General features: G+C 64.1%; 20 protein-coding genes and 1 pseudogene. 11 read left to right on the forward strand and 10 right to left on the reverse strand.

Annotated elements, in window-relative coordinates; genetic code table 11:
* Positions 1 to 313 precede the first annotated feature (313 nt).
* Together ATC00_RS03105 and ATC00_RS03110 are read left to right on the forward strand one after the other, a co-directional pair.
* Positions 314 to 1,426: an efflux RND transporter periplasmic adaptor subunit gene (locus ATC00_RS03105; protein WP_064251945.1), complete on the forward strand. Its 1,113-nt coding sequence runs from the start codon at positions 314 to 316 to the stop codon at positions 1,424 to 1,426.
* 3 nt (positions 1,427 to 1,429) lie between these two features.
* Positions 1,430 to 4,666, forward strand: coding sequence for an efflux RND transporter permease subunit (locus ATC00_RS03110; protein ID WP_037386641.1), 3,237 nt, complete (start codon positions 1,430 to 1,432; stop codon positions 4,664 to 4,666).
* Positions 4,667 to 4,778: 112 nt separating this feature from the next.
* Here ATC00_RS03110 and ATC00_RS03115 read toward each other — a convergent pair whose 3' ends face one another.
* Together ATC00_RS03115 and ATC00_RS03120 are read right to left on the reverse strand one after the other, a co-directional pair.
* Complete coding sequence (locus tag ATC00_RS03115) at positions 4,779 to 5,591, reverse strand: class I SAM-dependent methyltransferase (RefSeq protein ID WP_037386644.1); 813 nt, start codon at positions 5,589 to 5,591, stop codon at positions 4,779 to 4,781.
* A gap of 187 nt (positions 5,592 to 5,778) precedes the next feature.
* On the reverse strand, positions 5,779 to 6,687 hold the full coding sequence (locus tag ATC00_RS03120) for an SDR family oxidoreductase (protein ID WP_037386647.1): 909 nt from the start codon (positions 6,685 to 6,687) through the stop codon (positions 5,779 to 5,781).
* An 83-nt stretch (positions 6,688 to 6,770) separates the two neighbouring features.
* Between ATC00_RS03120 and ATC00_RS03125 the strand changes: the two genes are divergently transcribed.
* The 3 genes from ATC00_RS03125 (at position 6,771) to ATC00_RS03135 (ending at position 9,261) form a co-directional block, all read left to right on the forward strand.
* Positions 6,771 to 7,352, forward strand: coding sequence for a TetR/AcrR family transcriptional regulator (locus tag ATC00_RS03125; RefSeq protein WP_064251946.1), 582 nt, complete (start codon positions 6,771 to 6,773; stop codon positions 7,350 to 7,352).
* A gap of 104 nt (positions 7,353 to 7,456) precedes the next feature.
* Entirely contained in the window at positions 7,457 to 8,131 is a 675-nt protein-coding gene (locus ATC00_RS03130; protein ID WP_064251964.1) for a glutathione S-transferase family protein, read from the forward strand.
* 80 nt (positions 8,132 to 8,211) lie between these two features.
* Positions 8,212 to 9,261 (forward strand): aldo/keto reductase, encoded by a 1,050-nt coding sequence (locus ATC00_RS03135; protein WP_037386653.1) that lies wholly within the window; start codon positions 8,212 to 8,214, stop codon positions 9,259 to 9,261.
* Between the two features lie 69 nt (positions 9,262 to 9,330).
* On the opposite strand, the gene ATC00_RS03140 is transcribed toward ATC00_RS03135, so the two are convergent.
* The 5 genes from ATC00_RS03140 to ATC00_RS03160 form a co-directional block, all read right to left on the reverse strand.
* Entirely contained in the window at positions 9,331 to 11,298 is a 1,968-nt protein-coding gene (locus ATC00_RS03140) for an acyltransferase family protein (RefSeq protein ID WP_064251947.1), read from the reverse strand.
* A 435-nt stretch (positions 11,299 to 11,733) separates the two neighbouring features.
* Positions 11,734 to 12,960: an aminotransferase-like domain-containing protein gene (locus ATC00_RS03145; protein ID WP_064251948.1), complete on the reverse strand. Its 1,227-nt coding sequence runs from the start codon at positions 12,958 to 12,960 to the stop codon at positions 11,734 to 11,736.
* Positions 12,961 to 13,085: 125 nt separating this feature from the next.
* A complete protein-coding gene (locus tag ATC00_RS03150) occupies positions 13,086 to 14,276 on the reverse strand; it encodes an ABC transporter substrate-binding protein (protein ID WP_072642821.1) in 1,191 nt (396 codons plus the stop codon).
* Positions 14,277 to 14,364: 88 nt separating this feature from the next.
* On the reverse strand, positions 14,365 to 16,122 hold the full coding sequence (locus ATC00_RS03155; RefSeq protein WP_064251950.1) for an adenylate/guanylate cyclase domain-containing protein: 1,758 nt from the start codon (positions 16,120 to 16,122) through the stop codon (positions 14,365 to 14,367).
* A 149-nt stretch (positions 16,123 to 16,271) separates the two neighbouring features.
* Positions 16,272 to 17,195: an adenylate/guanylate cyclase domain-containing protein gene (locus ATC00_RS03160; RefSeq protein ID WP_064251951.1), complete on the reverse strand. Its 924-nt coding sequence runs from the start codon at positions 17,193 to 17,195 to the stop codon at positions 16,272 to 16,274.
* Between the two features lie 237 nt (positions 17,196 to 17,432).
* On the opposite strand from ATC00_RS03160, the gene ATC00_RS03165 reads away from it, so the two are divergent.
* From ATC00_RS03165 to ATC00_RS03175, 3 genes are all read left to right on the forward strand, one after another.
* Positions 17,433 to 18,035, forward strand: coding sequence for a class I SAM-dependent methyltransferase (locus tag ATC00_RS03165; RefSeq protein ID WP_064251952.1), 603 nt, complete (start codon positions 17,433 to 17,435; stop codon positions 18,033 to 18,035).
* A 69-nt stretch (positions 18,036 to 18,104) separates the two neighbouring features.
* A complete protein-coding gene (locus tag ATC00_RS03170) occupies positions 18,105 to 19,076 on the forward strand; it encodes an aldo/keto reductase (protein WP_064251953.1) in 972 nt (323 codons plus the stop codon).
* An 80-nt stretch (positions 19,077 to 19,156) separates the two neighbouring features.
* Positions 19,157 to 19,411, forward strand: a complete 255-nt coding sequence (locus ATC00_RS03175) for a hypothetical protein (RefSeq protein ID WP_064251954.1) — start codon at positions 19,157 to 19,159, stop codon at positions 19,409 to 19,411.
* A 188-nt stretch (positions 19,412 to 19,599) separates the two neighbouring features.
* Here the strand turns inward: ATC00_RS03175 and ilvC are convergent, their stop codons facing one another.
* The gene (gene ilvC / locus ATC00_RS03180) at positions 19,600 to 20,619 is read right to left on the reverse strand and encodes a ketol-acid reductoisomerase (RefSeq protein WP_037386668.1); all 1,020 of its coding nucleotides are present in this window, start codon (positions 20,617 to 20,619) and stop codon (positions 19,600 to 19,602) included.
* 59 nt (positions 20,620 to 20,678) lie between these two features.
* On the reverse strand, positions 20,679 to 21,326 hold the full coding sequence (locus tag ATC00_RS03185; RefSeq protein ID WP_037386671.1) for a TetR/AcrR family transcriptional regulator C-terminal domain-containing protein: 648 nt from the start codon (positions 21,324 to 21,326) through the stop codon (positions 20,679 to 20,681).
* 246 nt (positions 21,327 to 21,572) lie between these two features.
* Here ATC00_RS03185 and macA point away from each other — a divergent pair, with 246 nt between their 5' ends.
* Together macA and ATC00_RS03195 are read left to right on the forward strand one after the other, a co-directional pair.
* Positions 21,573 to 22,826 carry a macrolide transporter subunit MacA gene (gene macA / locus ATC00_RS03190; RefSeq protein ID WP_064251955.1) on the forward strand — a complete coding sequence of 418 codons (1,254 nt, stop codon included), beginning with the start codon at positions 21,573 to 21,575 and terminating at the stop codon, positions 22,824 to 22,826.
* A 9-nt stretch (positions 22,827 to 22,835) separates the two neighbouring features.
* Complete coding sequence (locus tag ATC00_RS03195; protein WP_064251956.1) at positions 22,836 to 24,779, forward strand: MacB family efflux pump subunit; 1,944 nt, start codon at positions 22,836 to 22,838, stop codon at positions 24,777 to 24,779.
* 30 nt (positions 24,780 to 24,809) lie between these two features.
* Here the strand turns inward: ATC00_RS03195 and ATC00_RS03200 are convergent, their stop codons facing one another.
* Entirely contained in the window at positions 24,810 to 25,376 is a 567-nt protein-coding gene (locus tag ATC00_RS03200) for a transglutaminase-like cysteine peptidase (protein WP_037386679.1), read from the reverse strand.
* 306 nt (positions 25,377 to 25,682) lie between these two features.
* On the opposite strand from ATC00_RS03200, the pseudogene ATC00_RS30720 reads away from it, so the two are divergent.
* Positions 25,683 to 26,120, forward strand: a pseudogene (locus tag ATC00_RS30720) (hypothetical protein); the annotation flags it as partial.

Genomic DNA, 26,120 nt, shown 5'->3' on the forward strand with positions numbered 1-26,120 from the left:
GAGCGGGTGTTTTACAGGGGTGTGACAGGGGGAGTGGGCGAGCGTGGGTCAGCTTTGCGCCAAAAGCGCCCAACGGCACTCGTCCGCTTCGGGCAAGAAGCAGTCATCTCTTCGACTATTCCCAATACCCGTGTGCCAGCATTGAGATGTCATCGCCGAGTGCCCCTTACATCAGCACTCCGATTTCACGCCCCCTTGACAACCCGCCCTGCCGTATCAATCTAAAGTTGCGTGACTTGCCGGGGTGAAAGTGCTCTGATTCCAGCCCATCCGAGAGTGAAAGCCGTCTCAAGCTGTAACGGGGGAACGTTGCATGCGTGGTTCGAGAACTCTGGCTGCCGTCCTTTCCTCAACCCTCCTTGCCGCGCTGTCGATCGCGCCGGCCAGCGCCCAGCAGGCGCCGGCGCCGGCCGTGGTGGTGGCGCCGGCGGCGATCATGGACTTACGCGAAAGCGCCGACTTCACCGGCAAGGTGGTGGCGATCCAGAAGGTCGGCGTGCGCGCCCGCGTCTCGGGCTTCCTGGAGAAGGTGAATTTCAAGGAGGGCGACAAGGTGCCGGCCGGCGCGCTGCTCTACGAGGTGGAGGATGGCGCCTACAGGGCGGCGGTGCAGGAGATCGAGGGCTCGATCGGCGCGGCCGAGGCGACGCGCGAACTGGCGGTGCTCGAGCGCGACCGCGCACAGCGGCTGATCTCCAGCAACACGGTGGCGCAGGCAACTGTCGACACCGCCAATGCGCAGGTCAAGAAGGCCGAGGCCGATATCCTGCGGCTTCAGGGCAGCAAGCAGAACGCCGAACTCAATCTCTCCTATACGAAGATCGTCGCGCCCTTCGAGGGCGTTGCCGGTCTTTCGAGCGTCGATGTCGGCGCCCTGGTCGGCCCGGATTCGGATGCTCTGGTGACGCTGACCCGGCTCGATCCGATCTATGTCGAGTTCCCGGTCTCGACTGCGCTCTTCCTCGAATATCGCCAGCGGGCGCTGCGCGGCGAAATCGGCCGCGACGCCAATGTCGAGCTGCTGCTGCCGGACGGCACGACCTATCCGAACAAGGGCACCATCAATTTCGTCTCCAGTGACGTCTCGGCAGGCACCGACACGATCACCGTCCGGGCCGAGTTCGAAAACCCCGACTATCTGCTGCTCGACGGCACGCTGGTCCGGGTCACGCTCGAGCAGACCGACAAGCAGGAGGTGCTGGCGGTGCCGCAGCAGGCGATCCAGCGCGACCAGCAGGGCGCCTTCGTGATGGTGGTCGGGGCGGGCTCGAAGGTCGAGCTTCGCCGCGTCGACGTCCAGCGCTCCACCCGCGGCCAGGCGGTGATCGCCAAGGGGCTGAAAGAGGGCGAGCAGGTCATCACCGACGGCGTCGGCAAGGTGCGTCCCGGCATGACCGTCGACGCCGCACCGGCTGCGGGCGGCTGAGCCATGATCTCGCAAATCTTCATCGATCGCCCGCGCTTCGCCGCGGTCATTTCCATCGTTCTGACGCTGGCCGGCCTGATCGCGCTCACCGCGCTGCCCGTCGCCCAGTTTCCCGACATCGTGCCGCCGCAGGTGAGCGTCACGGCAAGCTACCCGGGTGCCGGCGCCGAGGTGGTCGAGGCGACCGTCGCCCAGCCGATTGAAAGCCAGATCGTCGGCGTCGACGACATGCTCTACATGAAATCGACGAGCGGCGCCGACGGCTCCTACACGCTGACGGTGACCTTTGCCGTCGGCACCGATCCGAACATCGCCACGGTCAACGTGCAGAACCGCGTCTCGCTCGCCGAGGCGAGGCTGCCGTCGGAAGTCAAGCAGACCGGCGTCAGCGTGCGCAAGAAATCCTCGGCGCTGATGCAGGTGATCGCCATCCACGGCGAGAACGACAGCTTCGACAACCTGTTCCTGTCGAACTACGCCACCATCAATGTGATGGATACGATCAAGCGCGTGCCCGGCGTCGGCGATGCCGCGCTGTTCGGTGCGCAGGACTATTCGATGCGGGTGGTGCTCGACATCGATCGGCTGACCAGCCTCGGCATGACGCCGACCGACGTGATCAATGCGCTGAAGGCGCAGAACATCCAGGCGGCCATCGGCCGCATCGGCGCCCAGCCGATGACCAACGATCCGCTCTTCCAGCTGAACCTGCAGACCCAGGGGCGGCTCACCGATCCGAAGCAGTTCGAGGACGTCGTGCTGCGGGCCGAGGCGGACGGCTCATTCGTCCGCATCCGCGATGTCGCCAGGGTCGAGCTCGGCGCGGCGAGCGCGGATTCGAGCTCCCGCTTCAACGGCAAACCGGTGGCGATGATCGGCACTTACCAGGCGCCGGGCGCCAATGCGCTGGCCGCTGCCGAGGGCGTGCGCGCGGCGATGGAGCGCCTGTCGCAGGCCTTCCCGGAAGGCCTCACCTACAAGATCTCCTATGACACGTCCGAATTCGTTGAGGCGAGCGTCGAGAACGTGGTGCACACGCTCATCGAAGCCTTCGTGCTGGTGATCATCGTCGTCTTCCTGTTTCTCGGCAATTGGCGCGCGACGCTGATCCCGCTCGTCGCCGTGCCGGTGGCGCTGATCGGCACCTTCGCGGTCATCCTCGCCATGGGCTTCTCGCTCAACACCGTGTCGCTGCTGGCACTGGTGCTGGCGATCGGCATCGTCGTCGACGACGCGATCGTCGTCGTCGAGAACATCGAGCGTGTCATGGAGGAAAACCCCGGCATGCAGGCGCCGGAAGCGGCGCGGCTTGCGATGGGCGAAATCACCGGCGCGATCGTCGCCATCACCCTGGTGCTGCTTTCGGTCTTCGTGCCGGTCGCCTTCATCCCGGGCCTGAGCGGGCAACTGTTCCAGCAATTCGCGGTCGCCGTTTCCGTGTCGATGGTGATCTCCGCCATCAATGCGCTGACGCTCAGTCCGGCGCTCTGCGCGGTGCTCTTGAAGCCGCATCATGGCGAGAAGCGCGGCATTCTCGGCTGGCTGTCGCGCCGCATCGACAATGGCCGCGACGGCTATGTCTATGTGGCCGAGAAGATCGCCCGGCGCGCCGTCATCGGCCTCGTCCTGCTCGCCGTCGCGATCGGCGCCAGCGGCTGGCTGTTCCGCGTTGTGCCGACCGGCTTCCTGCCGAGCGAGGACCAGGGCATGTTCTTCACCGAGGTCCGCCTGCCGGAGGGCGCCTCCTACAACCGTACCGATGCGGCGCTTCGCCAGGTCGAGACCTTCCTCCGTGGGATCGAGGGCGTGCAGGACGTCACCAGCGTCACCGGCTACAGCTTCCTCGACGGCCTTTCGAAGTCGAACAGCGCCTTCGCCGTCGTCACCATGAAGCCCTTCGCCGAGCGCGAGGCGCAGTCCGCCTCGGTCGATAGCGCCGTCGCCACCGCCATGGCCAAGGGCACGACGATCCGCGAGGCGCAGGTCTTCGCCTTCAACCTGCCGCCGATCCTCGGGCTCGGCACCGGCTCCGGCTTCGAATATCAGCTACTCGACCTGCAGGGCCGCTCGGCCGCCGACCTTGCCGCCACCGCTGGCGGGTTGATCATCGCCGCCAACCAGAACCCGAAGCTCGGGCCCACCTTCACCACCTATTCGGCAAGCTCGCCGCAGCTCTATCTCGATGTCGACCGCGACCGGGTGCAGGCGCTCGGCGTCTCGATCAGCGATCTGTTCGCTACGCTGCAGGGCACGCTCGGCTCCTATTACGTCAACGACTTCAACCTGTTCGGCCGCAGCTGGAAGGTCAACCTGCAGGCGGCACAGGCGGACCGCGACTCCGTCAACGACATCCAGCGCCTGCATGTGCGCAACGCCGCCGGCGGCATGGTGCCGGTCGCCTCGGTGGCGCGCGTCGACTATATCGTCGGCCCGCAGACGATGGTGCGCTACAACAACAACCGCTCGATCACCTTGAACGGCCAGCCCGCCCCCGGCGTCTCCTCGGGCGAGGCGCTGCAGGCGATGGCGGCGCTTTCCGCCACCACGCTGCCGCCCGGCTATAGCTACGAATGGACCGGCACGGCGTTGCAGGAACTGGAGGCCGCCGGCCAGACGACGGCGATCCTGGCGCTCGCGGTGCTCTTCGCCTATCTCTTCCTGGTGGCGCTTTACGAAAGCTGGACGATCCCGGTGCCGGTGCTGCTTTCGGTTGCGATCGGCGTTGCCGGCGCTCTGGTCTCGGTGCTGATCGCCGGCCTCTCCTTCGACATCTATGCGCAGATCGGCCTTGTCGTCCTGATCGCGCTCGCCTCCAAGAATGCGATCCTGATCGTCGAATTCGCCAAGTTCCAGCGGGAGAAAGGCGCCGGCATCGTCGAGGCGGCGGTTCAGGGCGCCCGCGCCCGCTTCCGCGCGGTGATGATGACGAGCTTCGCCTTCATCGTCGGGCTGATCCCGCTGGTTACCGCCGAAGGCGCCGGCATGCTCAGCCGCCGGGCCGTCGGCACCGGCGTCGCCGGCGGCATGCTCGCGGCCTCCCTCATCGGCATCTTCGTCATCCCCGCCCTCTATGTCGTCTTCCAGTGGCTTCGCGAACGCGGCCACAAGCTCGCCGGCCTATCTGGTGCGCATATCGGTCAGGCCGCGCCGGCCGAAGACGTTCCGGAAGAGGAGCGGGAGCAAGACCGGCGAGCGCCGGCGACGGCCGCGACCGCCGCCCAGGCGCCGCCCGTGCCCTGACGCATCGGCCCGAAAATCGGACCCGATTTTCGGAAAGCACGATGCGTCGTCTCAAAGAGTTACAGCGTCCTTTGTGCGTCCTGAAGGACGCACGGCGCTGTATCGTCATTCTTCAGCGCACCGCCCCGACCACATGGGCCTGGATCGGCCGCTCGATCATGCCGCTCCCGAAGCGCTTCCTTAGCGCCTCCGCCACCCGCTCCGTTACCGCCGCCAGCGCCGAAGCGTCGCGCTCCTCGATCTCGCTGCGGACGGGAGTACCTTGGCAGAAGCCGGTCGCGGCATCGGAGGCGGATATCGGGCCGTTCCTCTTCTCGAGCGTTTCGAGCGTGATTTCATGGAAGCCCGCGGCCACCAGATCGGCGCGGATGTTTTCCGGATCCGCATAGCCGTGCGGCACGCGGCGCATGAAGCTTGGCGGGTTCTCCTGGAACTGCGCTGCGAGCGCCTCCACGGCTGAATGCGCAAGCTCGTTTGCCTCGACCCTGTCCCAAACGTTGAAGAGGAAGCGGCCGCCGGGTTTCAGCACGCGCCGCGCCTCTCCGTAGGCTTTCACCCGGTCCGGGAAGAACATTACGCCGAACTGGCAGAGGACGACATCGAAGCTCTCGTCGTCAAAGGGCAGTTCCATGGCGTCCGCCTGCTGCCAGACGATCCGCTCGTCGTCGCCGAGCTTCGCATGGGCGACATCCAGCATCGGCTGGTTGAGATCGGTCACGACGAACTGCGCCTCGATATCGAGCTTCGACGCCAGCATCCGGGTGACGATGCCGGTACCGGCGGCGATTTCAAGCACATCAAGGGGCTTGAGCCGCGCTGCCCGTTCGGCCAAGTCTATCGCATAGGGCTCGAAGATCAGCGGCACCATCAGCCGCTCGTAGACCTCGGGTATCGCTCCCGCAAAGACCTTGTCCGCTTCCGCCATCGTCCCCTCCCGCGTCGGTGAGCGGCGCCCTCCGATGACGCCGCTTTCGCGGGAGTAAGATACAACCTTGCGCCGCATTTCCGAAGCGGTCCGAACGAGACGGTGAATAGCAACATGATTACCGGCTCTTGCGAGCATTTGCGATCGCCCGACAGATTGCCTCACCCCGCGTCAGGAGTGAGCTACCTCATCGATAGCTGGTCGCATCGGCCGGCTTGCCGACCTCCATCACCTCGTCCATGTAGCGCCAGCAATCTGGCCGGGAGCCGTCGAGGTCGGTAAAGCCGTAGACCTGGGCGAGCCCTCCGCTTGACAGCGACTGGCCGTTGAAGCGGGACTTCTCCGGATCGGCGGCAAGCGCCGCGACAGCCCGGCCGACGAAGCGCGGGCTCTCGGAAATGACGAAATGCGGCTGATAGGCCGTGGCGTCGCGCCAGTTCTCCTCCGTCACCTTGAAGGCCTCGAGCATCATTTCCGAGCGCAGCCAGCCGGGGGTGATCGAGACCGCCGTGGCGCCGTGGGGCTCGAGATCCTTGGCATGCGCCCAGGCCATGCGGTTCGCCGAGATCTTGGCGAGGTCGTAGAAGGGCGAAAGCCGGTAGTGATCGGCATTGTATTGCGCCGTGCCGTCGGTCACCTCGACCAGCAGCCCGCCCGGCCGCTCGATCAGGAGCGGCAGCGCGTAATGGGCGGTGATCAGATGCGTGTCGATCGCCAGCCGCAGGATCTTCAAGCCGTTTTCGAGATTGTGGTCCCAAACCGGCTTGTTCCATTCAAAGAGCTTCTCGCCGCCCCAGATATCGTTGACGAGAATGTCGAGCCTTCCCTCCTCGCGCCGAATGCGATCGACGAGCGCCTGCACCGCCGCCGGCTGCAGGTGGTCCACCTGGACGGCGATCCCCTTGCCGCCCGCCGCGGTTGCGAGCTCCGCCGTTTCCTCGATCGTCTCGGGCCGCTGATATTCCGACGGCTGCGCTCGCGTCGTTCGTCCCGTGACATAGACCGTCGCGCCCGCGGCGCCGAGTTCCACCGCAATGCCGCGACCGGCGCCGCGCGTTGCGCCCGCGACGAGCGCCACCTTGCCTTCAAGCGTCATGTCATCCTCCCTGAGAAATCTTCTGGCCTTGACCGGCAGGTGCATATATAAACGCTTATTCGGTTATAAATAAAGGTCAAAAAATGCCGCGCCCCAAAACTCTGCCAAATGAAGAGGTGCTCGAGGCCGCCCTCAACCTCATGCGCAAGAAGGGGCCGGAAGGCCTGACCTTCGCGGCCCTTTCTGCCGCCTGCGGCCTTTCCCCCTCGACTCTGGTGCAGCGTTTCGAGACCAAGTCCCGCCTCATCCAAGCGGCCTTGCTGCAGGCCTGGGACCGGCTCGATCGATTAACGGCGGAACTGGCAGCCGCCACGCCGAAGACGCCGGCGGGCGCCGTCGCGCTGCTCGTCGGGCTCTCCGGCGATTACGGCGGCATCGAAAGCTACGCGGACGATCTCCTGATCCTGCGCGAGGACCTGCGCGACCCGATCCTGCGCGCCCGCGGCGCCGCCTGGCGCGACGTGCTCTCCGCGGCGCTCGAGGAGCGTTTCACGCGCGTGCCGGCCGCCTCCGCCGGCATCGGGCTGATGATGGCCGCCCAATGGCAGGGCGCGCTCCTCTGGTGGAGCTTCGATCCGCGCATGCCGGTCACCGATTTCGTCAAGCAAAGTCTCGAGCGCTTCATCACGGCTTTCGCGGCGGGGCGGGAAACGCATTCGAGCTGACGATGGGAACTTCACGGCGGCTGAATCGCGAAGACTCCCCTTTTCTCTTCGCGCTGGCGCGCTATACTGATTGCGAAACGCAACCAATCATTATAGGCACGCCCATGGCTCTCACCCTCTATCTCCACCCGCTCGCCTCCTTCTGCCACAAGGTGCTGATCGCGCTCTATGAGACCGGAACGCCCTTCGAGGCGCGGATCGTCGATCTTATGGACCCGCAGGAGAATGCCCGCTACCTGGAGGTCTGGCCGGTCGGCAAAATCCCGGTGCTGCACGATGGCGCCGCGGACCGGATCGTTCCGGAAACGTCGATCATCATCGAATATCTCGATCGCCACTATCCCGGCCAAGAACCCCTGATCCCGCGCGACGATGCGCTGGCGCTCGAGGCACGGCTGTGGGACCGCTTCTTCGATCTCTACATCCACGTGCCGATGCAGAAGATCGTCACCGACACGCTGCGCGCTTCCGGCGAGAACGACCGCCGCGGTGTCGCCGATGCCCGCGCGTCGCTCGCCACCGCCTATGATTTGGCCGAGCGCCAGCTCACGGACCGGCGCTTCGCCATTGGGGAGGCCTTCACCATCGCCGATTGCGCCGCCGCCCCCGCGCTCTTCTATGCCGGCATCGTGCAGCCCTTCGGCGACACCCATCCGAACCTTTCGGCCTATTTCGAGCGGCTGCTCGAGCGCCCCTCCTTTAAGCGCACGCTCGCCGAGGCGAGACCCTATTTCCACATGTTCCCCTACAAGGACGCGATGCCGGCACGCTTTCTTTGACCCTTTCGGCGGGACGCCGCTTGCGTTCGCGTCCATGCCCGCTACCCTCTCCGGCGACAACCACGCAAAGGAGCGAGACAATGGAATATCGTCTGCTCGGCCGCTCCGGTCTGAAGATCTCGACCGTCACCATGGGAACGATGACCATCGGCGGCGGCGGCAAGTTCGCCCAGGTCGGCAGTGTCGGCGTCGAAGAGGCCCGTCGCTATGTCGACCTCTGCCTCGATGCCGGCGTCAACCTGATCGACACGGCCGACATCTACTCGACCGGCGCCTGCGAGGAAATCCTCGGCGAGGTGCTGGGCGGCAAGCGCAAGAACGGCGTGCTTCTCGCCACCAAGGCGCGCTTCTCTATGGGCCCGGGCCCGAACGACGGCGGCCTGTCGCGCCAGCACCTGATCAGCGCCTGCGAGGCGAGCCTCAAGCGGCTGAAGACCGACGTGATCGACCTCTACCAGGTGCACGAATGGGACGGCCAGACGCCGCTCGAGGAGACGATGGAAGCGCTCGACACGCTCGTGCGCCAGGGCAAGGTGCGCTACATCGGCTGCTCCAACTATTCCGGCTGGCACATCATGAAGGCGCTCGGCATCAGCGCGCTCGAAAACCGCCAGCGCTTCGTCAGCCAGCAGATCCACTATACGCTGGAGGCCCGCGAGGCCGAATACGAGCTGGTACCGATCTCGATCGACCAGGGCCTCGGCATCCTCGTCTGGAGCCCGCTTGCCGGCGGCCTGCTTTCCGGCAAGCACCGCCGCGGCCAGTCACCGGAAGGCACCCGCCAGTTCGCCGGCTGGAACGAGCCGCCGATCCGCGACGAGGAACGGCTCTGGAAGATCGTCGACATGCTGGTAGCGATCGCCGCCGAGCGCAACGTCTCTCCTGCGCAGGTGGCGCTTGCCTGGCTGATCGGCCGCAAGGCGGTCACATCGGTCATCATCGGCGGCCGCACCGAGGCGCAGTTCCGCGACAACCTCGCCGCCGCCAGCCTCAAGCTCACCGATGAGGAACGCGAACTGCTCGACGCCGTTAGCCTGCCGCCAGTCATCTATCCCTATTGGCACCAGCTCTGGACCGCCAAGGACCGACTCGGCGCCGCCGATCTGTCGCTGCTTGGGCCGCATGTTTGAGGGGAGATCGGGCATCTTCTTTCAAGCATCTCGGGTTAACCGCTCTCACCCACCGCCGCATGGCTTCCATCAGGATTTCCCGAACACCGCACGCTCCAGGCGCGGCGCGAGCGATTCCGCATACGGCGTCGCGATATGGTGGCGGTCACGGAAGGTGAGCTTGCCGTCGACGACCGCGGGGCATGTTGTCCTGTTGCAGAACAGATCGACCACGTCGACATAGGTCGCATGCGTCTCCGCGGCGGCCTTTCTTTCCGCGGCGGGGATGGTTTCTTCCACCGCTTCGCGGCGCGGCGTATCGCAGATGTCCGTGCTCTTCTGCTGCCACAGGGCGCGCGCCACGCATTTGTCGAGGTAGGATTTGTGCACCGGCACGTCGCGCAGGAGCACGACGTCGCTGCCGGCGCGTTCCAGTGTCTCGACCGAGCGCCTGATGCCTTTCTCCCAGTCGCGCACATCCATCTGGTGGCTGGATACGAAGTTGATGTCGTTCTTCACATAGCTCGACGAATATTGCGACAGGATCACCACATCCGGCTTCAGCGCCGCAATCTCGCCGAACGCCCGGCGCTTCCAGGCATCGCACTCGTCATAGTTCCGCATCAGCACGCCGTTCCAGGTCGGTACGTCTGCCGCCGGGCAGGATGACTTCAGGTAGGTAACGAGCCGCCAGCCATTCCTTTCGGCGATCTTCTTCAACGGCGTCGACCAGTGGTCGGCATGGGAATCGCCGAGAAGGACCACGGTCTTCTTCGGATTGGCGGCGCCGAAGGCGCAAGCCTTCGGCTGCACCGCCTCCCTTTCGAGGACGCAGGCGGAATCAAATTCGCGCGCCGCCGATTTGCGTTCGGCGCTTTGCTGGATCAGCCGCTGCTCACCATCGAAGCTGTAGCCGGCCAGGGCGGCACTGCCATAGGCGAGCGTTGTGCCGGCCCCGGTAAGCAGCGCCGCGAGCCCCAGCGAGCGTCCGGTCCTCGCCGCCAGCCAGCCGTTGTGGCGGATCGGATTTTCGATGAAGTGATAGCTGAAGAGCGACAGAACGAGCGTGACCACCAGGCACAGCAGCCGGTCGACGAGCGAGAGCTCCGGTTCGATGATGCCCGCATAGACGATGACCGGCCAGTGCCAGAGATAGAGCGAATAGGAGAGCTTCCCGATCTCCTGCAACGGCCGGAGCGCGAGGACGGACTTCGGGCCTGCCGATCCCTCATGCGCACCGCTGAGGAGCACCAGCACCGTGCCGAGAACCGGCACGAGCGCGATCGAGCCGGGAAAGGGTATCTCCTCCGTCACGGTCAGATAGGCGGTGCCGATCAGCACGAGCCCGAGCCAGCCAAGGGCGGGCGAAAAGCGAAAGCGCCGCGCCCATTGCTGCGACAGCGCCATCGAAGCAAGGCCGCCGCAGGCGAATTCCCAGGCGCGCAGGGGCGAGAAATAGAAGGCCCAGGGCTGCGACACGGCCGTCATGTGCCAGCAGAGCGCAAAGGAGATGGCGGCGACCATGGCGAGGAGAATGAAAAGACCGCCCTTCGCCGGCCTGAGCCGCGCGAGGATCAGAAGCAGCGCGGGCCAGACGAGGTAGAACTGCTCCTCCACCGAAAGCGACCAGAAATGGATGAAGGGATTGTTCGAGGCGTCCGAGGCAAAGTAGTCGACCGTCCATCGGATCAGCCAGAGGTTGATCATATAGGCGGAGGCAAACAGCGATCCCTTGGAATAGAACTGCTGCTCTGACGGCGCGAGGATGAAATAGCCGACCAGCAGCGTCGTCAGGATGACGAAAAGCGAGGCGGGAAGCAGCCGGCGGGCGCGGCGGGCGTAGAAGCGCCAGAGATCGACAGTGCCGCTTCTCGCAATCTCCTGTTGCAGATGCCTGGTGATGAGAAAGCCGGAAATGACGAAGAAGATGTCGACGCCGACGAATCCGCCCGGCAAGCCGGTCATTCCGAAGTGGAAGGCGATGACACCCGAAACCGCCAAGGCGCGCAGGCCTTCGATATCCGGACGAAAACTTCCTGAAGTCGCTGGTGTACTCATACGCACAACGCCCCGTCCTAGAGCATTTGCAGTCGGATGACGTCAGGCAAATGCGGCAACAAACAGATGGAGCGGCGCAACGCATGTGAGCGCATCTCGCTCCGGTTCCGGCCGGCCGAAGGGCATCAGCAAACCGGAAGGCAAAGTTCCCTGATGCGCCGCAGCAATCGTGCTGCAACGCGGCGCAACGGGGCGAGATACTGGTTCAGAATATGGCCTCAATAAGGGGGCCGCCCGTCGGAGGGCTTGCGCAATGGCTGATACGGTCCCTCGAAAAGGCGACACTGCCCTTCGACACAGAGGGTCGGAAAACCGCTACTGGCCCAGGAAATGCCAAGCGAAGGCAATGACTTCAGCCGAAAACCTCGATCGAATGTTTAGCTAAGGATGGGCGCCCCCTGTCACAGCGCCCATCATTTGTGGAAAACTGCCCGATCAGGCGGCTTCCGCCATCCCGCCGCGAATCAGGTCGCCCAGCCTGCGGACGCCTTCGTCGATCATCTTGTCGTTGGCGCAGGAGAAACTCAGACGCAGAGTGTTCTCACCGGAGCCGTCGGCGAAGAAGGCGCGGCCGGGAACGAAGGCCACTTTCGCGCTCTGGATCGACTTCGCCAGGAGTTCGGCGCCGTCCGTGCCCTTCGGCAGCGTGACCCAGACGAACATGCCGCCTTCCGGCTTCGTCCAGGTGACGCCGGCCGGCATGTATTTTTCGAGCGCCGCGAGCATCGCATTGCGGCGATGCTTGTAGACCTTGTGGACCTTCGCCACCTGCTCGTCGAAGCCGCGTTCGGCGACGGCGCAGATCGCCATCTGGTTGATCGTCGAGGAATGAAGGTCGGCCGCCTGCTTCATGAGCACCAGCTTGCGGATCACCGGCTCTGCCGCGCAGACCCAGCCGACGCGAAGCCCCGGCGCCAGCGTCTTCGAAAAGCTGCCGCAATAGATCGTCCGGGCATTGTTGATGTCGCCAATGCGGGCGATCTCCAGCGCCAGGATCGGCGGGATCGCCTCGCCGTCATAACGCAGCGACTGGTAGGCAGCATCCTCGATAACGGGGATATCGAGTTCCTCGGCGAGGTCCAGCACCCGCTCACGGCCGGCGCGGTCCACCGTCTCGCCGGTCGGATTGGCGAAATCGGCCGAGAGATAGGCGAACTTCACCCGGCCGCCGGCATCGGCGGCCGCCTGTATATAGGCTTGCGGCGTGCGGTTCCCACCGGGATTCAGTTGATCGTAGTTCGGCTCATAGGCGTTGAAGGCCTGCAGCGCACCAAGATAGGTCGGCCAGGTGACGAGCGCCGTGTCCTTGGGCGAGAGAAACAGTTTGCCGAGATAGTCGAGCCCCTGCTGCGAGCCGGAGGTGATGAAGATGTTGTCGACGGTCGCGGGAATGCCGAGCGCCGTCATTTGCTTGGCAAGCCATTCGCGCAGCGGCCGGTATCCCTCGCTGACGGAATATTGCAGGGCGGCGCTGACCGCCGGCCCGCCGAAGATCTCCGCATAGGCCTCGGCGAACTCCGCTTGCGGAAAGAGCTCGGGATCGGGAATGCCGCCGGCGAAGGAGATGATGTCCGGACGGTCGAGCAGCTTCAAAAGCTCGCGGATTTCCGAAGCCTTCATCCGGCTCGAGCGCGTTGCGAAAATGCTTTCCCAATTGAGCATGCGACCCTCCCGTCTTGCGAAGGCCGGAGATGATCACAGCGCGCGATTTATGTCAATATTGCTGACCTATATTGCGATCCCCGCCGTCGTGAGGAAGAGGGCAAATCGCCGCCGCGGCATGGCGACTATTGCGGAACGGGAGCCTGGCAGGTTCGGTTGGTATTCAAGGCGATCGGGCCGGGATCAGGCTGCGGAGGCTCACACTCAATCTTCACGCCGACGATGTCGTCCCATCCTTTTATGATGACGTCTCGCGCCCTTTCCTGTTCCTGGATGCTCGGAAAGGCCGGGTCCGAGGCGCCGCGATCACGCTCGATTTGCCGCAGCCTCTCGCGCCAATCGACAGGTATCGCACCTTTGCGCATCAGGTCCGCGCGGCGGATCGGCTCACAATGGCCCGCCAGCCAGGCAAGTTGCGCCTCGTCAGAGTAGAGGTGCTCCATCCACAGCCGGGCGGCGTTCGGATGCGGAGCAAAGGCACTGATCGCCTGGACATAGACACCGGCAATGTTGCCCGTCTTGGGTCTGACGACCTCGATCCTGGTTTTCCCCTTGAGGCGGTCGCGATCACCGAGCGCGAGATACTCCCAGCGGATGAGGATCGGTGTGCGGCCGTCTACGAGTGTGTCGGTGCTACCGACGAGCGGAACGAAGTTGCCTTTGCTGTTGAGATCGGCGAAGAACCTCAGCCCCAGCCTCGCAGCTTCTTCGACGTTTCGGTCCGTTATGGAGAGGCCCGCGGCGTAAACACCGAGGATGGCCTGGTTCGAAGCGAGGTCGCCGGCAAGCGCGACTGCGTTCCTGTAGTCAGGCGAAGCGAGATCGGCCCAATCCCGGGGCATCGTCGAGACCCGGTCCGCATTGATCTCGAAAACGAGCACCCCGTAGTAGTCGCCATACCAATGACCGTCCGCATCCTTGACGGCGTCCGGGATCGTGTCCCAGGTGGAAACCTTGTAGGGCTGCAGCAAGCCGTCTTTTTTTGCGGGTGGGCCGAAGGAGATGCCGACATCGATCACATCCGGTCTCTCTCGGCCGGCCCCGATCCCCGCCTTAATCGCCTCGATCTGTTCTTCCGATCCCGCCTGAGGCTTCAGTTCGTTGACCGCCAAACCGTATTTCGCCTTGAAACCATCGATGATGCCGCCGTAGCCGCACCAGTCGCGGGGCAAGGCAATGACGTTGAGCTGTCCTTCCTCCCTGGCGGCGGTAACCAGTTCGTCCATCGAGCCGGCGGAAGCCACTGCCGCGCATGTCAGGACCGCGAGCGCCGCAGCCGGCGCCACCAGGTTTCTCGCTCTCCACTCCCATTTCATCGCCGCGCCCTCCACGGTTCGGGCACCATTGCACCCAGTCTTACCAAACCTGCGCGGACCGCGAAAAACCGCTCCTCCGCCCGCTGGCTCAACGAACGACGGCCAGCCCTGCCTTATGCAATCCATCGAGGAAGTGCTCGTACTGGGCTGGTTCTGCATACGGAGTCAGCATCCGCCAGTAGTGTGCGAGGTTGGTCGTCACGTTCGCCATGATGTCCGGAATCAGGGCACGTGCTTCCTGGCTGCGGCCAAGCTGGCCTAGGATGGCCAGCAGCACGACCCGGTTAAAGTATCCCCGGCGGAGCGAAACCCCTCGTTCCGAAGACCGCAACGCCTCGTCGTAATTGGCGAGATGGTAATGCGCGAGCGCGAGCCGATCGAGAAACAGATACGTCAGCGGATCGTGCGGGCTGAGCCTTAGTGCCGTGTGAAGGGAATCGAGCGCTTCCGCGCATTGACCAGTGTAGATCCGCGCCCATCCCAAGCCCAAATGAGCGAGCGCGAGATTCGGATTGAGGTCGACCGCGCGCTGCGCCTCGGCGACCGCCGCGTGTGCCCGCTGCCCGACAAAATGGGCAAGGCACATTGCATAGTGGGAATAGGGATCGCGATCATCCAGGGCGACAGCGCGCTCGGCCGCGGCTCGGAGCTCGGCACCATCGCGATCGACGGCGGCGCTGAAACCATGGAAACATTGTGCATATAGCGCGCGGGCAAGCATCATGTGCGCTCGACCGAAGTCTGGATCGAGAGCAATCGCCCGACGATGCCAGGCGATCGCTTCCTTGAAGTGCTCGGCGGTGTCCTGCGCGTTATGCAGCCACGTGCCGCGCATGTGGCATTCGTAGGCGTCGAGATTGTCCGTTCCGCACGACAGCGCGCGGCGGCTTTCGCCAATTAGGATTTCGGGCTCGATGGCGCCGACGATGCTCTGGGCGAGCTCGTCCTGAATGGCAAAAATGTCGGCGATCTCGCGGTCATAGCGCTGTGCCCAGAGGTGCACGCCGGTGTTCGTCTCGACAAGTTGGCCGGAGACGCGCAAGCGGGTACCCGCTTTGCGCACGCTCCCCTCCACAATGTAGCGCACGCCGAGCTCACGACCGATCTGCTTTGCGTCGATGGCGCGCCCCTTATAGGCGAACGAGGAGTTTCGAGCGACCACGAAGAACCAGCGATAAAGTGAAAGCGCCGTGATGATGTCTTCTGTCAGACCGTCGGCGAAATATTCCTGCTCCGGGTCGCCCGACATGTTGACGAAGGGAAGTACCGCAATCGACGGCTTGTCTGGTAGCGTAAGCGGGCCGCCCAGTACGGCCGCCTCGGCCGAGTCCTCCGGACGCCAATCGAGTCCGAAGACCGCCACCGGCCGGGGGATGTTCTTGAGCTTGCGGTCGCCCAGCCGGACCATTGGAGAGTCGAGCTTGCCCTCGATCTGATCGCGCAATGCGCCCGAAACGCAGATACCGCCGGGCTGTGCAACCTCCTGCAGCCGCGCCGCAACGTTGACGCCGTCGCCGAGCAGATTGGTGCCTTCCACGACGACGTCGCCGAGATGGAGGCCGATGCGGAACTCCATTCGCCGATCCGGCGCAAGATCGGCATTGCGGCGCCTCAATATCCGCTGGATCGCAACGGCGGCGCGCGCCCCTTGCACGGCGCTCTGGAACTCTGCCACGACGCTGTCGCCGGCGGATGCGAATATGCGCCCGCCGTGCTCGCCCACAAGGTCGGCGATGATGGACCCATAAGTCCGCAGCTGCTCGAGGACGCCTTCCTCGTTCGCAGCGACGAGCCGGCTGTAGCCGGCCACGTCAGCGGCAAGGATCACTGCGAGCTTGCGTTCCACGAGAAGAGCCGCTCCTGCGGCACTTGGCCAGGATGTTTCAAGGGTAGCTTAAATACGAAATCCGGAGAAGCGCGAAATGCCAGCTGGACCAAGGTGAGGTTGTGTCCGGCGGGCCCAATCGGCGCTTCGCAAAAGCGATCTGGCATCGGTCAACGACCGACGCTGCCTCGTCCGCGCATGACCCATCGAATGGCCGCGGCGATCGCCAGGCCGAGCAGCGGCCAGCGCGCCCAAAATTCTCCGCTCCAGCTAAGAAGGTTGATCGTGACGATGGCGAGCCCGGCCACGGCGAGCGTGGCAAATCCGCGGTCCACCCGTGAGGTCCTGATCCAGAGCAATGCTGCGGCGAGCCCGATCCCGAAGAGCGGCCATACCGCCCAGAATTCGCCTCGCCATGAAAGAAGGTTTATGGCGACGACACCGGCGGCAATCACGGCGAGCACCATATAGGCCCGAGAATGTCGGCGGATGGGTGCAGCGGCGGCCGGCTGCAGCGGCTGCGCCTGCCGCCCGAAGACCGGGTCGGCCGTCGGCCCGGCCCGATCTTCCCCGGCGCCGATCCGAACCGCATAGCTCGGCACGCCGCCCTCGATGTTCTTGACCTCGAGCTGCCCGAGAAAGTCGAACCCGACCGCCACCTTGTTGCGCACCTGATCATAGACCGTGTTGGAAATGACCACGCCACCGGCGGGTGCGGATGCCTGCAGCCGGGAGGCGATGTTGACGCCGTCGCCGTAGATGTCCTTGCCTTCGGCAATCACGTCGCCGAGATTGATGCCGATGCGGAAGAACATCCGCGCCGCGTTTGGCAGCCCGGCGTTCAGGCCGGCCAGTTCGTTCTGGACATCGACGGCCGCCCTCACCGCCTCCACCACGCTCGGGAACTCGGCAATCAGCCCGTCGCCCCAGGTGTTGACGACCCGGCCGTCATGCGAGGCGATGAGACGCGCCATGGCATCGCGGTAGTGCTTGAGGGTGGCAAGCGTTCCCTCTTCATCGGCCCCCATCAGGCGCGAATAGTCCTGGACGTCGGCACAGAAGATGGTTGTCAGCTTGCGACGCGTTTCGGACATGGCCCTTGATCCTCGCTCGGTCACAGCGCCAAGGCACAACCCGTAGATTGTAGACCCGTTGCACGATTCGCCACTCGAATCCAGTTCGCCTCCAGCATACAGAGTGCAGTCAGTTCCGGCGACCCCGCAAGACACCGGATGCGCAAACGCGCTATCACCGGCATCATCCCCGTAGCCATTGGCCGCCGGCACGCGATGGCGGATGCTGGACGTCGAGGCCGGCGACAGGAGTATGACATGACAACGATCGATGACGGCAATGCCCGGTTTTACCGCGACAACGCCGCCGCCTATGCAGGCCGCGCCCGCCGGACACCCACGGCGCGGCTCGACAAATTCCTCGCACAACTGAAGCCCGGCGCCGCCGTGCTGGAGATCGGCTGCGGCGGTGGTCAGGACAGCGCCTATATGGTTGCCCGCGGCTTCGACGTCACGCCGACGGATGGCTCGCCGGAACTGGCGGCCGAGGCCGAACGCCTGCTCGGCCGGCCCGTCGGCGTGGTCCGCTTCGAAGGGCTTTCCTGGCGGGAGCGTTTCGACGGCGTCTGGGCAGAAGCCTGCCTGCTGCATGTGCCGCGTACGGCCCTTCCGGACGTGCTCACCCGCCTCCTCCGGGCTCTCAAGTTCGGTGGCGTGCTGCATGCAAGCTTCAAGGCCGGCGGTGGCGAGGGTCGCGATGACTTCGGCCGCTACTACAACTATCCCTCGCACGACTGGCTTCTGCGGCAGTTCGAGGAGACGGGCTGGAGGGCGGTCGAAATCACCGAAGCCGACGGCGGCGGCTATGACGGCAAGCCGACACGCTGGCTGCATGTGGCCGCCGAGAAGCCGGAGATTTGACTTCGCAAGGTCGAGGCCTAGGTAACGGGCGTTCCTCCCTCATCTCGATCCAACACCAGCGAGACCGCCATGCACTACCGAACACTTGGCCGCACCGGCCTGCGCATCTCCGAAATCGGCTACGGCGCCTGGGGCATCGGCAATAGCGGCTGGCAGGGCGCCAAGGACGAGGAGTCGGCGCGAGCCCTCAACCGGGCAATCGACCTCGGTCTGAACTTCATCGACACCGCGCTCGGCTACGGCGACGGCCATAGCGAAAGACTGGTCGGCAAGCTGCTGCGCGAACGGACGGAGACGATCCACGTCGCGACAAAGATCCCGCCGAAGAACCGGATATGGCCGGCTCGTCCGGGCACGCCGGTCGAGGACGGCTTTCCGGCCGATCACGTCATCGCCTCGACCGAGACGAGCCTGCGCAATCTCGGCATCGAGACGATAGACGTGCAGCAGTTCCATGTCTGGTCGGACGAGTGGGTCGGCCGCGGCGACTGGCTGGCGGCGGTCGAGCGGCTGAAGCGCGACGGCAAGATCCGCTTCTTCGGCGTCTCCATCAACGACTACGAACCGCACAATGCCCTGAAGCTGATCGATAGCGGCGTGGTCGACACTGTTCAGGTGATCTACAACATCTTCGAGCAGGCGCCCGAAGAGCAGCTGTTCCCAGCCTGTGAGCGCCACAAAGTCGGCGTTATTGTCCGCGTCGCGCTCGACGAGGGCGGCCTGACCGGCCAGATCCGTGCCGATACGGTCTTCCCGGAAGGCGATTTTCGCCAGAACTATTTTCGCGGTGACCGCAAGCGCGAAGTCGAAGAACGCGTCCTGAAGATCTTCGACGACCTGGAGATCGCACCCGACGCGCTCGCAGAAACAGCACTCCGCTTCGTCCTCAGCCACCCCGCCGTGTCGACAGTCATTCCCGGCATGCGCTCGGTCCGCAATGTCGAGCGCAACTGCGTGATCGGCGACGGACGCGGCCTGTCGCAAGCACAGCGCGAGAAGCTGCGGTCGCACCGATGGTCCCGCAATTTCTACCGCGACTGACAGCCTCCTTGGGAACGGAACCGCCCGACGGCGGTTTGGCCCGCGTGTATCGCATGAAGCGATGGCATTGGAGGTTACATATGTTCAAGAAACTGTTGGTTGCAGCCGCGATCTCGGCGGCTTGCGTGTCCCCGGCTCTCGCCCAGGCCGATCTCGTCTGCGATCAGGCGGGCATGACGAAGCTCGAAACGGACGTGGGTCAGATCACCGACTCTGGACGTAAGGAGATGGCGCAGAAAGAGCTGATCATGGCCAAGGAAGCATTGGCGGCGAACGACCAGGAAAAGTGCAAGACCCATATGGCAAACGCCATGAAGGGCAAAGATCCGATGTAATGCCGCTCGTGCCCGTACGATCGGTCGCTTTCCTTCACCGCACATGTAAAAGCCGAGGCACGAGGCCCCGGCTTTCTGCAGCCTTGGGAGGTAAGGCTTAGAGCGGGATGCGCTCACATTCGCTCGCGCCGCCGCTCTATCTGTTTTTGCCGCATTTGTGCGACGTCAGGTGATTCCACCTGACTGCTTTAGTTCTTCGCCTTGTCGACCAGCTTGTTCTTGCCGATCCAGGGCATCATGCCGCGCAGCTTGGCGCCGACTTCCTCGATCTGGTGAGCGTCGTTGACGCGGCGGATGCCCTTGAAGCGGGCAGCGCCCGAACGATATTCCTGCATCCATTCCGAGGTGAACTTGCCGGTCTGGATGTCCTTCAGGACGCGCTTCATCTCGGCCTTGGTCTCTTCCGTGATGATGCGCGGACCGGTGACGTATTCGCCCCACTCGGCCGTGTTGGAGATCGAGTAGTTCATGTTGGCGATACCGCCTTCATAGATCAGGTCGACGATCAGCTTCACTTCATGCAGGCACTCGAAATAGGCCATTTCCGGTGCGTAGCCGGCTTCGACCAGCGTCTCGAAACCAGCGCGGATGAGTTCGACCAGACCGCCGCAGAGAACGACCTGTTCGCCGAAGAGGTCGGTTTCGCACTCTTCCTTGAAGTTGGTTTCGATGATGCCCGAGCGGCCGCCGCCGACGCCGCAGGCGTAGGAGAGCGCGAGGTCGAGTGCGTTGCCGGAAGCGTTCTGGTGAACGGCAACGAGGCAGGGTACGCCGCCGCCCTTCTGGTATTCACCGCGAACCGTATGGCCCGGGCCCTTCGGCGCGATCATGACGACGTCGACCGATGCCTTCGGCTCGATCAGGCCGAAGTGAACGTTGAGACCGTGGGCGAAGGCGATCGCAGCACCATCGCGAATGTTGCCGGCGATTTCGGCCTTGTAGATGTCGGCCTGCAGTTCGTCCGGGGTCGCCATCATCATCAGGTCGGCCCAGGCGGCAGCCTCGGCAACCGTCATGACCTTGAAGCCGTCGGCTTCGGCCTTCTTCGCCGTGGCCGAACCGGCCTTCAGCGCGATGGCGACGTTCTGTGCGCCGGAGTCCTTGAGGTTCAGCGCATGGGCGCGGCCCTGCGAGCCGTAGCCGATGATGGCGACCTTCTTCGACTTGATGAGGTTGAGATCGGCATCACGATCGTAATAGACGCGCATTGAACTTTCCTTCCCTTTGCTTGTCCGTTTCCCTTTGACGGTCCACAACTCGGCCGCCGTTACACCTTTCTGCCGTAGAGGGCTAGAAAGGCGTCGACCGCCCGCTCCGCCCTCAGGCCGAAATTCTTCTTCAGGCCGCTCGGATTCTCGCCGAGCAGCATGCGCAAATGCCAGTCGGAGACGACCAGCCCGTAGAGCGCGCCATAGGCCTCCTCCGCATCGCTGAAGGCGAGAAGCCCCGCCTTGCGGCCCGCCTCGAGCAGTGCCCCGGCCCTGCGGCCGATCTGCCGGCGCCCGCGCTCCTCGAGCAGACGGCCGAGCTTGGAGCCCTCGCGGCTTGCCTGGCCGATCGCCAGCCGGTTGAGCGCCAGCGAAACGTCGCCTGCCAGCACGTCGAGCAGGTCCTTCGCAAAGGCGACAAGATGCGCCTTGAGGCTTGCCGCGTCCAGCACCCCGCCAGAAACGTCGAGCGTCCTGACTTTGCTTGCCTGGAAGGCGATCATCGCCGAAAGCAGCCCGTCGCGGTCCCCGAACCACTTGTAGAGGCTCTCCTTGGAGCAGTTCGCCGCGCGCGCAACGCCGGCGGTGGTCAGCGCTCGCTCGCCGCCATCGACAAGCAGACGCAGCGCCTGTTCGAGCACGGCACCCTGACGCTCCGTCAGGCCGCTTCCGCTACTGCTCCGCTTGATCGTTTCGACGCCTTGCACTTCGCTGCCGCTCCATCAGTACCGTACGGTACGGTTCGCCGTTTTAGTGAGATGGTCGCTGGCCGTCAAGCTCAATTCTGCCGATGCGAAACAGGCTCCTGCTATCAACATTGTCGGATTGCAGCATCGACCTCCCCCGGCAGCGGTAAATGATTACGAAAATATAATGATCCCGACGCTGTTCCCTCGCCCCGTTCGCCTTTATTTTGAAAGGAGAAAATCCGCCGGCGGAAAGCCATTGTGCCGATGAGCAAGACAGCGAAGACGATCAGACAGGAAGCGCCGGCTGCGGCGCCGAACGTCACCTTGATGCCGAGCCCGGCCGTACCCGTCCGCCGCAAGCGACGCTGGCGCCTGGGGTTCGCCGTGCCGGTTCTCATCGCCGTGCTCGGCGCCGGCTACTATGCCTGGAGCCAATACGGTGCCCAGCCCGAGACCGCAATGATCGCCCAAGCCGTGGCCCGCGGTGACATCGAGGACAGCGTCACCGCCGTGGGCACGCTCGATGCGATCAAATCCGTCGATGCCGGTGCGCAGGTCTCCGGCCAGCTGAAGTCGCTGCATGTCGAGATTGGCGACAAGGTCGAGGCCAACCAACTCGTCGCCGAAATCGATCCCGCCTCGATCGAAAACAGGATCGAGATCGACCAGGCGGAGCTTGCCAACCTGGAAGCTCAGCTCGTCTCGACGAAGGCCCAACTCGTGCTGAAGGAAGCGAATATCGAGCGGCAGCGCAGTCTCGTCGCGACGAAGAGCGTTTCCCAATCGACGCTCGACCAGGCAATCGCGGATCACACCGCCGCTCAAGCCGACGTAAAGGCGATCGAGGCGCAGATCCGCAAGCAGAAGGCAACGCTCGCCGGCGACAAGGTCGACCTCGGCTACACCAAGATCTACGCGCCGATGGCCGGGACGATCGTCGCCAATCCGGCCAAGGAAGGCCAGACCCTCAATGCCAACCAGACGACACCGACGATCGTCACGATCGCCGATCTCTCGACGATGACTGTCAAGGCCCAGGTGTCGGAAGCCGACGTCGGCAAGCTGAAAATCGGCATGGACGCCTATTTCACCCTGCTCGGCCAGCCGGGCAAGCGCTTCACCGGCAAGCTGCGGCAGATCCAGCCGATGCCGGACACGGAAAACAACGTCGTCCTCTATTACGCGCTCTTCGACGTTCCCAATCCGACCGGCGAACTGATGATGTCGATGAGCGCCCAGGTCTTCTTCGTCGAGGCTGCCGCCAAAAACGTGCTTGTCGTGCCCAGCGCCGCCATCCGCACGGCGCGCGGCGACGGCGAGGGCAAACCGAGGACCGAAGTCACCGTGCTTACCGCGTCGGGCACCACCGAAACCCGCCCGGTGGAAGTCGGTATTCGCAATCGCGTTGACGCCGAGATCGTCAACGGCCTGAAGGAGGGCGAGAGCGTCGTCGTGGACTCGGATTCAGGCTCGTCCGGCAGCAGCCAGCGCGGCACGCGCATGCCGCCGATGTTCTGAAGACGGCCTATGCAGCCCCTCATCTCGCTCCGGAACGTCAGCAAGACCTATTTCAACGGCGACCTCGCCGTCGAGGTCCTGCATGATATCTCGCTCGATATCGAGGCGGGCGAGTTCGTCGCGATCATCGGTCAGTCCGGCTCCGGCAAATCGACCTTGATGAATATTCTTGGATGCCTCGACCAGCCGACCGCGGGCGAATACCTGATCGAAGGCGAAAGGGTCTCCGGCTTCGACGGCGACGAGCTCGCAGCGTTGCGCCGGCGCACCTTCGGCTTCGTCTTCCAGGCCTACAACCTGATCCCGACCGCGAGCGCCCAGGAGAATGTCGAGGTGCCGGCCGTCTACGCCGGTGTGCCGGCCCATGGCCGGCGCGAGCGTGCCGAGGCGCTGTTGAGATCGCTCAATCTCGGTGAGCGGCTCGACCACCGGCCAAGCCAACTTTCCGGCGGGCAGCAGCAGCGCGTCTCGATCGCCCGCGCGCTGATGAACGGCGGCCGCGTTATCCTCGCCGACGAACCCACCGGTGCGCTCGACAGCCAGAGCGGTCGGGACGTGATGGCGCTCCTGCGCGAGATGAACGACAAGGGCCACACGATCGTCGTCATCACCCATTCGCGCGAGGTGGCGGAACAGGCCGACCGGCTGATCGAGATCCGCGACGGCCGCATCATCGCCGATCGCGTCAAGAAGGGCCGGAGCAATCCGGAAGCGGCTTTCGGCCTTGCTCAGCGCACCCGCGAGGGACTTGCCGCACTCGCCGACGTCTCGGAAGCGGTCAAGATGGCGATGCGGGCGCTGCGGGCAAACCTCTTCCGCACGATCCTGACGCTGCTCGGCATCGTCATCGGGGTCGGCTCCGTCGTCGCCATGCTGGCGATCGGCACCGGCGCGCAGGATTCGGTGCTGAGCCGCATTTCCTCCATGGGCTCCGACCTCTTGCTGGTGCGCCCGAGCATGGCCAATTTCCGCGGCAGCGCCGGCGGCAGCAACGTCACGCTCGTGCCGGCGGACGCCGACGCCATCCTCGAACTGCCGAACATCGCCTTCGCCGTCCCGGAGATGACGAGCACCGTGACGCTCAGGCGCGGCAATATCGACTATCAGACGACCGCCAACGGAACCGTGCCGCAGTTCACCGCAGCGAAATCATGGCCCGTCGGACGCGGCGAGTTCATCAACCGCGACGACATGGAGGGCTACGCACCGGTCACGGTCCTCGGCCAAACGGTGGTCAAGACGCTCTTCCCGGACGGCTCCGATCCGATCGGCCAATATGTGCTCGTCAACAAGATCCCCTTCCAGGTGATCGGCGTGATGAGCGAAATGGGCGCCAGCGCCGGCGGCAACGATCAGGACGACGTCGTCCTCGTGCCGCTCACCACCGGCAGCATGCGCATATTCGGCCAGCGCAACATCCGCACCATCACCGTCAAGGTGAAGGACGCCGAGGCCATCGACCTGACCCAGGAACGGATCCAGGCACTCCTGAACGAGCGCCACAAGAAGGAAGATACGCAGATCACCAACATGTCCTCGGTGCGCGAGGCCTTCACCGAGACGTCGAACACGATGAAGCTCTTCCTCGGCTCCGTCGCAGCGATCTCGCTTCTCGTCGGCGGCATCGGGGTGATGAACATCATGCTGGTCAGCGTCAGCGAGCGAACCCGCGAAATCGGCGTGCGCATGGCGACCGGAGCCCGCCAGCGAGACATACTCGTCCAATTCATTGTCGAGGCGCTGGTCGTCTCCGCCATGGGCGGGGCGATCGGCATCGTTGCGGGCCTCGGCACCGCTTACGTTGCGCGCACCTTCGGCATGCCCGTGAGCTTCACCGCGGGTCCGGTGGCGCTGGCCTTTGCCTGCGCCTTTTTGACGGGTCTGCTCTTCGGCTTCCTGCCGGCCCGCAATGCCTCACGCCTGCAGCCAGCCGTGGCGCTGAGTGCCGATTGAAGAGCGTGGCACCGCACCGGACGGTGTCCGTCAGATTTGCTGTGCTCCGGCGATCCGCTCCCAGCGGCTACCGTTTGATTGCGACTGGCGGGCGAAATAATCGTAGGGCGTGCGTGACCAGTCCCTGACCGAATTGGTCAGATTATCGAGCACGAGATCGCCTTCGCTGGTGCGAACAGTCAGCACCGTATGACCGTCGCCGTGATAACGGGCGACTGTCAGCAACAATGCGGAAGCCGGCCAGCCGCGCTTGAGGAGCTCGCGCTTCTTCAAAATCGCAAAATCCTCGCAGTCTCCGTAGGTCGTCGGCACGCGCCAGTCGTCGTCTCTGCCGACATTCGCGCGGTCGCTGCGCTCCTTGATACGAGCGTTGACGGCGCTGTTGACCTGCTGAAGTTCACTGGCCTTGTCTGAGCGAAGGACAACAGCCTTTTGCCCACCATTGGTCCTGCACAACTGCGGCTCGCGCGAGCAGAACGAAGCGAAGGCCGGCGGTGCAAACGCCTTGCCGGCCGTTTTCATGATCGTCCCCGCATCAGCGATCGCCGGGGCAAAAAAAAGCAAAAGGAATGTGGTCTTCGCGATGAAGCGATTCATGAAGTGTTCTCCAACGGCAGGCGTAACGTCCCCCGCGTCCGACGTAGAGATTAAATCGGACGGGTTAATCCGGGGTTGATTAGCCCGGAATAGGGCGATGTTATGGCGACATACTAATAATTCGTAAATTGACCCCAAACATCTTTAAGTAAATCATTGGATTTATTTCGGTAGTTATATTTTGCGTGGGGTTAAGTAATGAAAAGAATTCATAGATCGATTTTCCAAACATTCTTCCTTCTCTCTACGGCCTCGATAGCATCCGTCGTCGTTACGACGGATGCGAATGCAGTAGAGCGTCGACGTATGACTACTGCGCAATGCAGCCCTTTGACAGAAGACAACTTTGCAGCGTGTTGCGTTGCGATAAATCGCTTGAAAATTCTTACTCCTGCGCAAATCAAAATGTGCCCGCCTCTGTCAACCGCGACCATTGGCAAGAACACGCGCCGAGATGATCGCAGCGACACCGCCAGCCGCGGCAGCGGCAGCGGAGGCTCGGGCGGCTCCGGCGGCGGTGGCGGCTCTGGCGGTGGTTCCGGCGGCAGCGGCAGCTCCGGCGGTAGCGGCGGCTCCGGTGGTGGTAGTTCCGGCGGCGGTGGGGGCTCCGGCGGTGGTGGCGGCGGCTCCGGTGGCTCCGGCGGCTCCGGTGGTAGCGGCGGTTCCGGCGGTAGCGGCGGTTCCGGCGGTGGTAGCGGCTCCGGCGGTAGCGGTGGCTCAGGCGGCTCTGGCGGCGGCTCCGGC

The sequence above is a fragment of the Sinorhizobium americanum genome, assembly GCF_001651855.1.
In the GTDB taxonomy this organism is placed as follows: domain Bacteria; phylum Pseudomonadota; class Alphaproteobacteria; order Rhizobiales; family Rhizobiaceae; genus Sinorhizobium; species Sinorhizobium americanum.

Coding starts and splice junctions, on each gene's coding strand:
- ATC00_RS03105 (WP_064251945.1), top strand. CDS start 314: ATGCGTGGTTCGAGAACTCTGGCTGCCGTCCTTTCCTCAACCCTCCTT.
- ATC00_RS03110 (WP_037386641.1), top strand. CDS start 1,430: ATGATCTCGCAAATCTTCATCGATCGCCCGCGCTTCGCCGCGGTCATT.
- ATC00_RS03115 (WP_037386644.1), bottom strand. CDS start 5,591: ATGGCGGAAGCGGACAAGGTCTTTGCGGGAGCGATACCCGAGGTCTAC.
- ATC00_RS03120 (WP_037386647.1), bottom strand. CDS start 6,687: ATGACGCTTGAAGGCAAGGTGGCGCTCGTCGCGGGCGCAACGCGCGGC.
- ATC00_RS03125 (WP_064251946.1), top strand. CDS start 6,771: ATGCCGCGCCCCAAAACTCTGCCAAATGAAGAGGTGCTCGAGGCCGCC.
- ATC00_RS03130 (WP_064251964.1), top strand. CDS start 7,457: ATGGCTCTCACCCTCTATCTCCACCCGCTCGCCTCCTTCTGCCACAAG.
- ATC00_RS03135 (WP_037386653.1), top strand. CDS start 8,212: ATGGAATATCGTCTGCTCGGCCGCTCCGGTCTGAAGATCTCGACCGTC.
- ATC00_RS03140 (WP_064251947.1), bottom strand. CDS start 11,298: ATGAGTACACCAGCGACTTCAGGAAGTTTTCGTCCGGATATCGAAGGC.
- ATC00_RS03145 (WP_064251948.1), bottom strand. CDS start 12,960: ATGCTCAATTGGGAAAGCATTTTCGCAACGCGCTCGAGCCGGATGAAG.
- ATC00_RS03150 (WP_072642821.1), bottom strand. CDS start 14,276: ATGAAATGGGAGTGGAGAGCGAGAAACCTGGTGGCGCCGGCTGCGGCG.
- ATC00_RS03160 (WP_064251951.1), bottom strand. CDS start 17,195: ATGTCCGAAACGCGTCGCAAGCTGACAACCATCTTCTGTGCCGACGTC.
- ATC00_RS03165 (WP_064251952.1), top strand. CDS start 17,433: ATGACAACGATCGATGACGGCAATGCCCGGTTTTACCGCGACAACGCC.
- ATC00_RS03170 (WP_064251953.1), top strand. CDS start 18,105: ATGCACTACCGAACACTTGGCCGCACCGGCCTGCGCATCTCCGAAATC.
- ATC00_RS03175 (WP_064251954.1), top strand. CDS start 19,157: ATGTTCAAGAAACTGTTGGTTGCAGCCGCGATCTCGGCGGCTTGCGTG.
- ilvC (WP_037386668.1), bottom strand. CDS start 20,619: ATGCGCGTCTATTACGATCGTGATGCCGATCTCAACCTCATCAAGTCG.
- macA (WP_064251955.1), top strand. CDS start 21,573: ATGAGCAAGACAGCGAAGACGATCAGACAGGAAGCGCCGGCTGCGGCG.
- ATC00_RS03195 (WP_064251956.1), top strand. CDS start 22,836: ATGCAGCCCCTCATCTCGCTCCGGAACGTCAGCAAGACCTATTTCAAC.
- ATC00_RS03200 (WP_037386679.1), bottom strand. CDS start 25,376: ATGAATCGCTTCATCGCGAAGACCACATTCCTTTTGCTTTTTTTTGCC.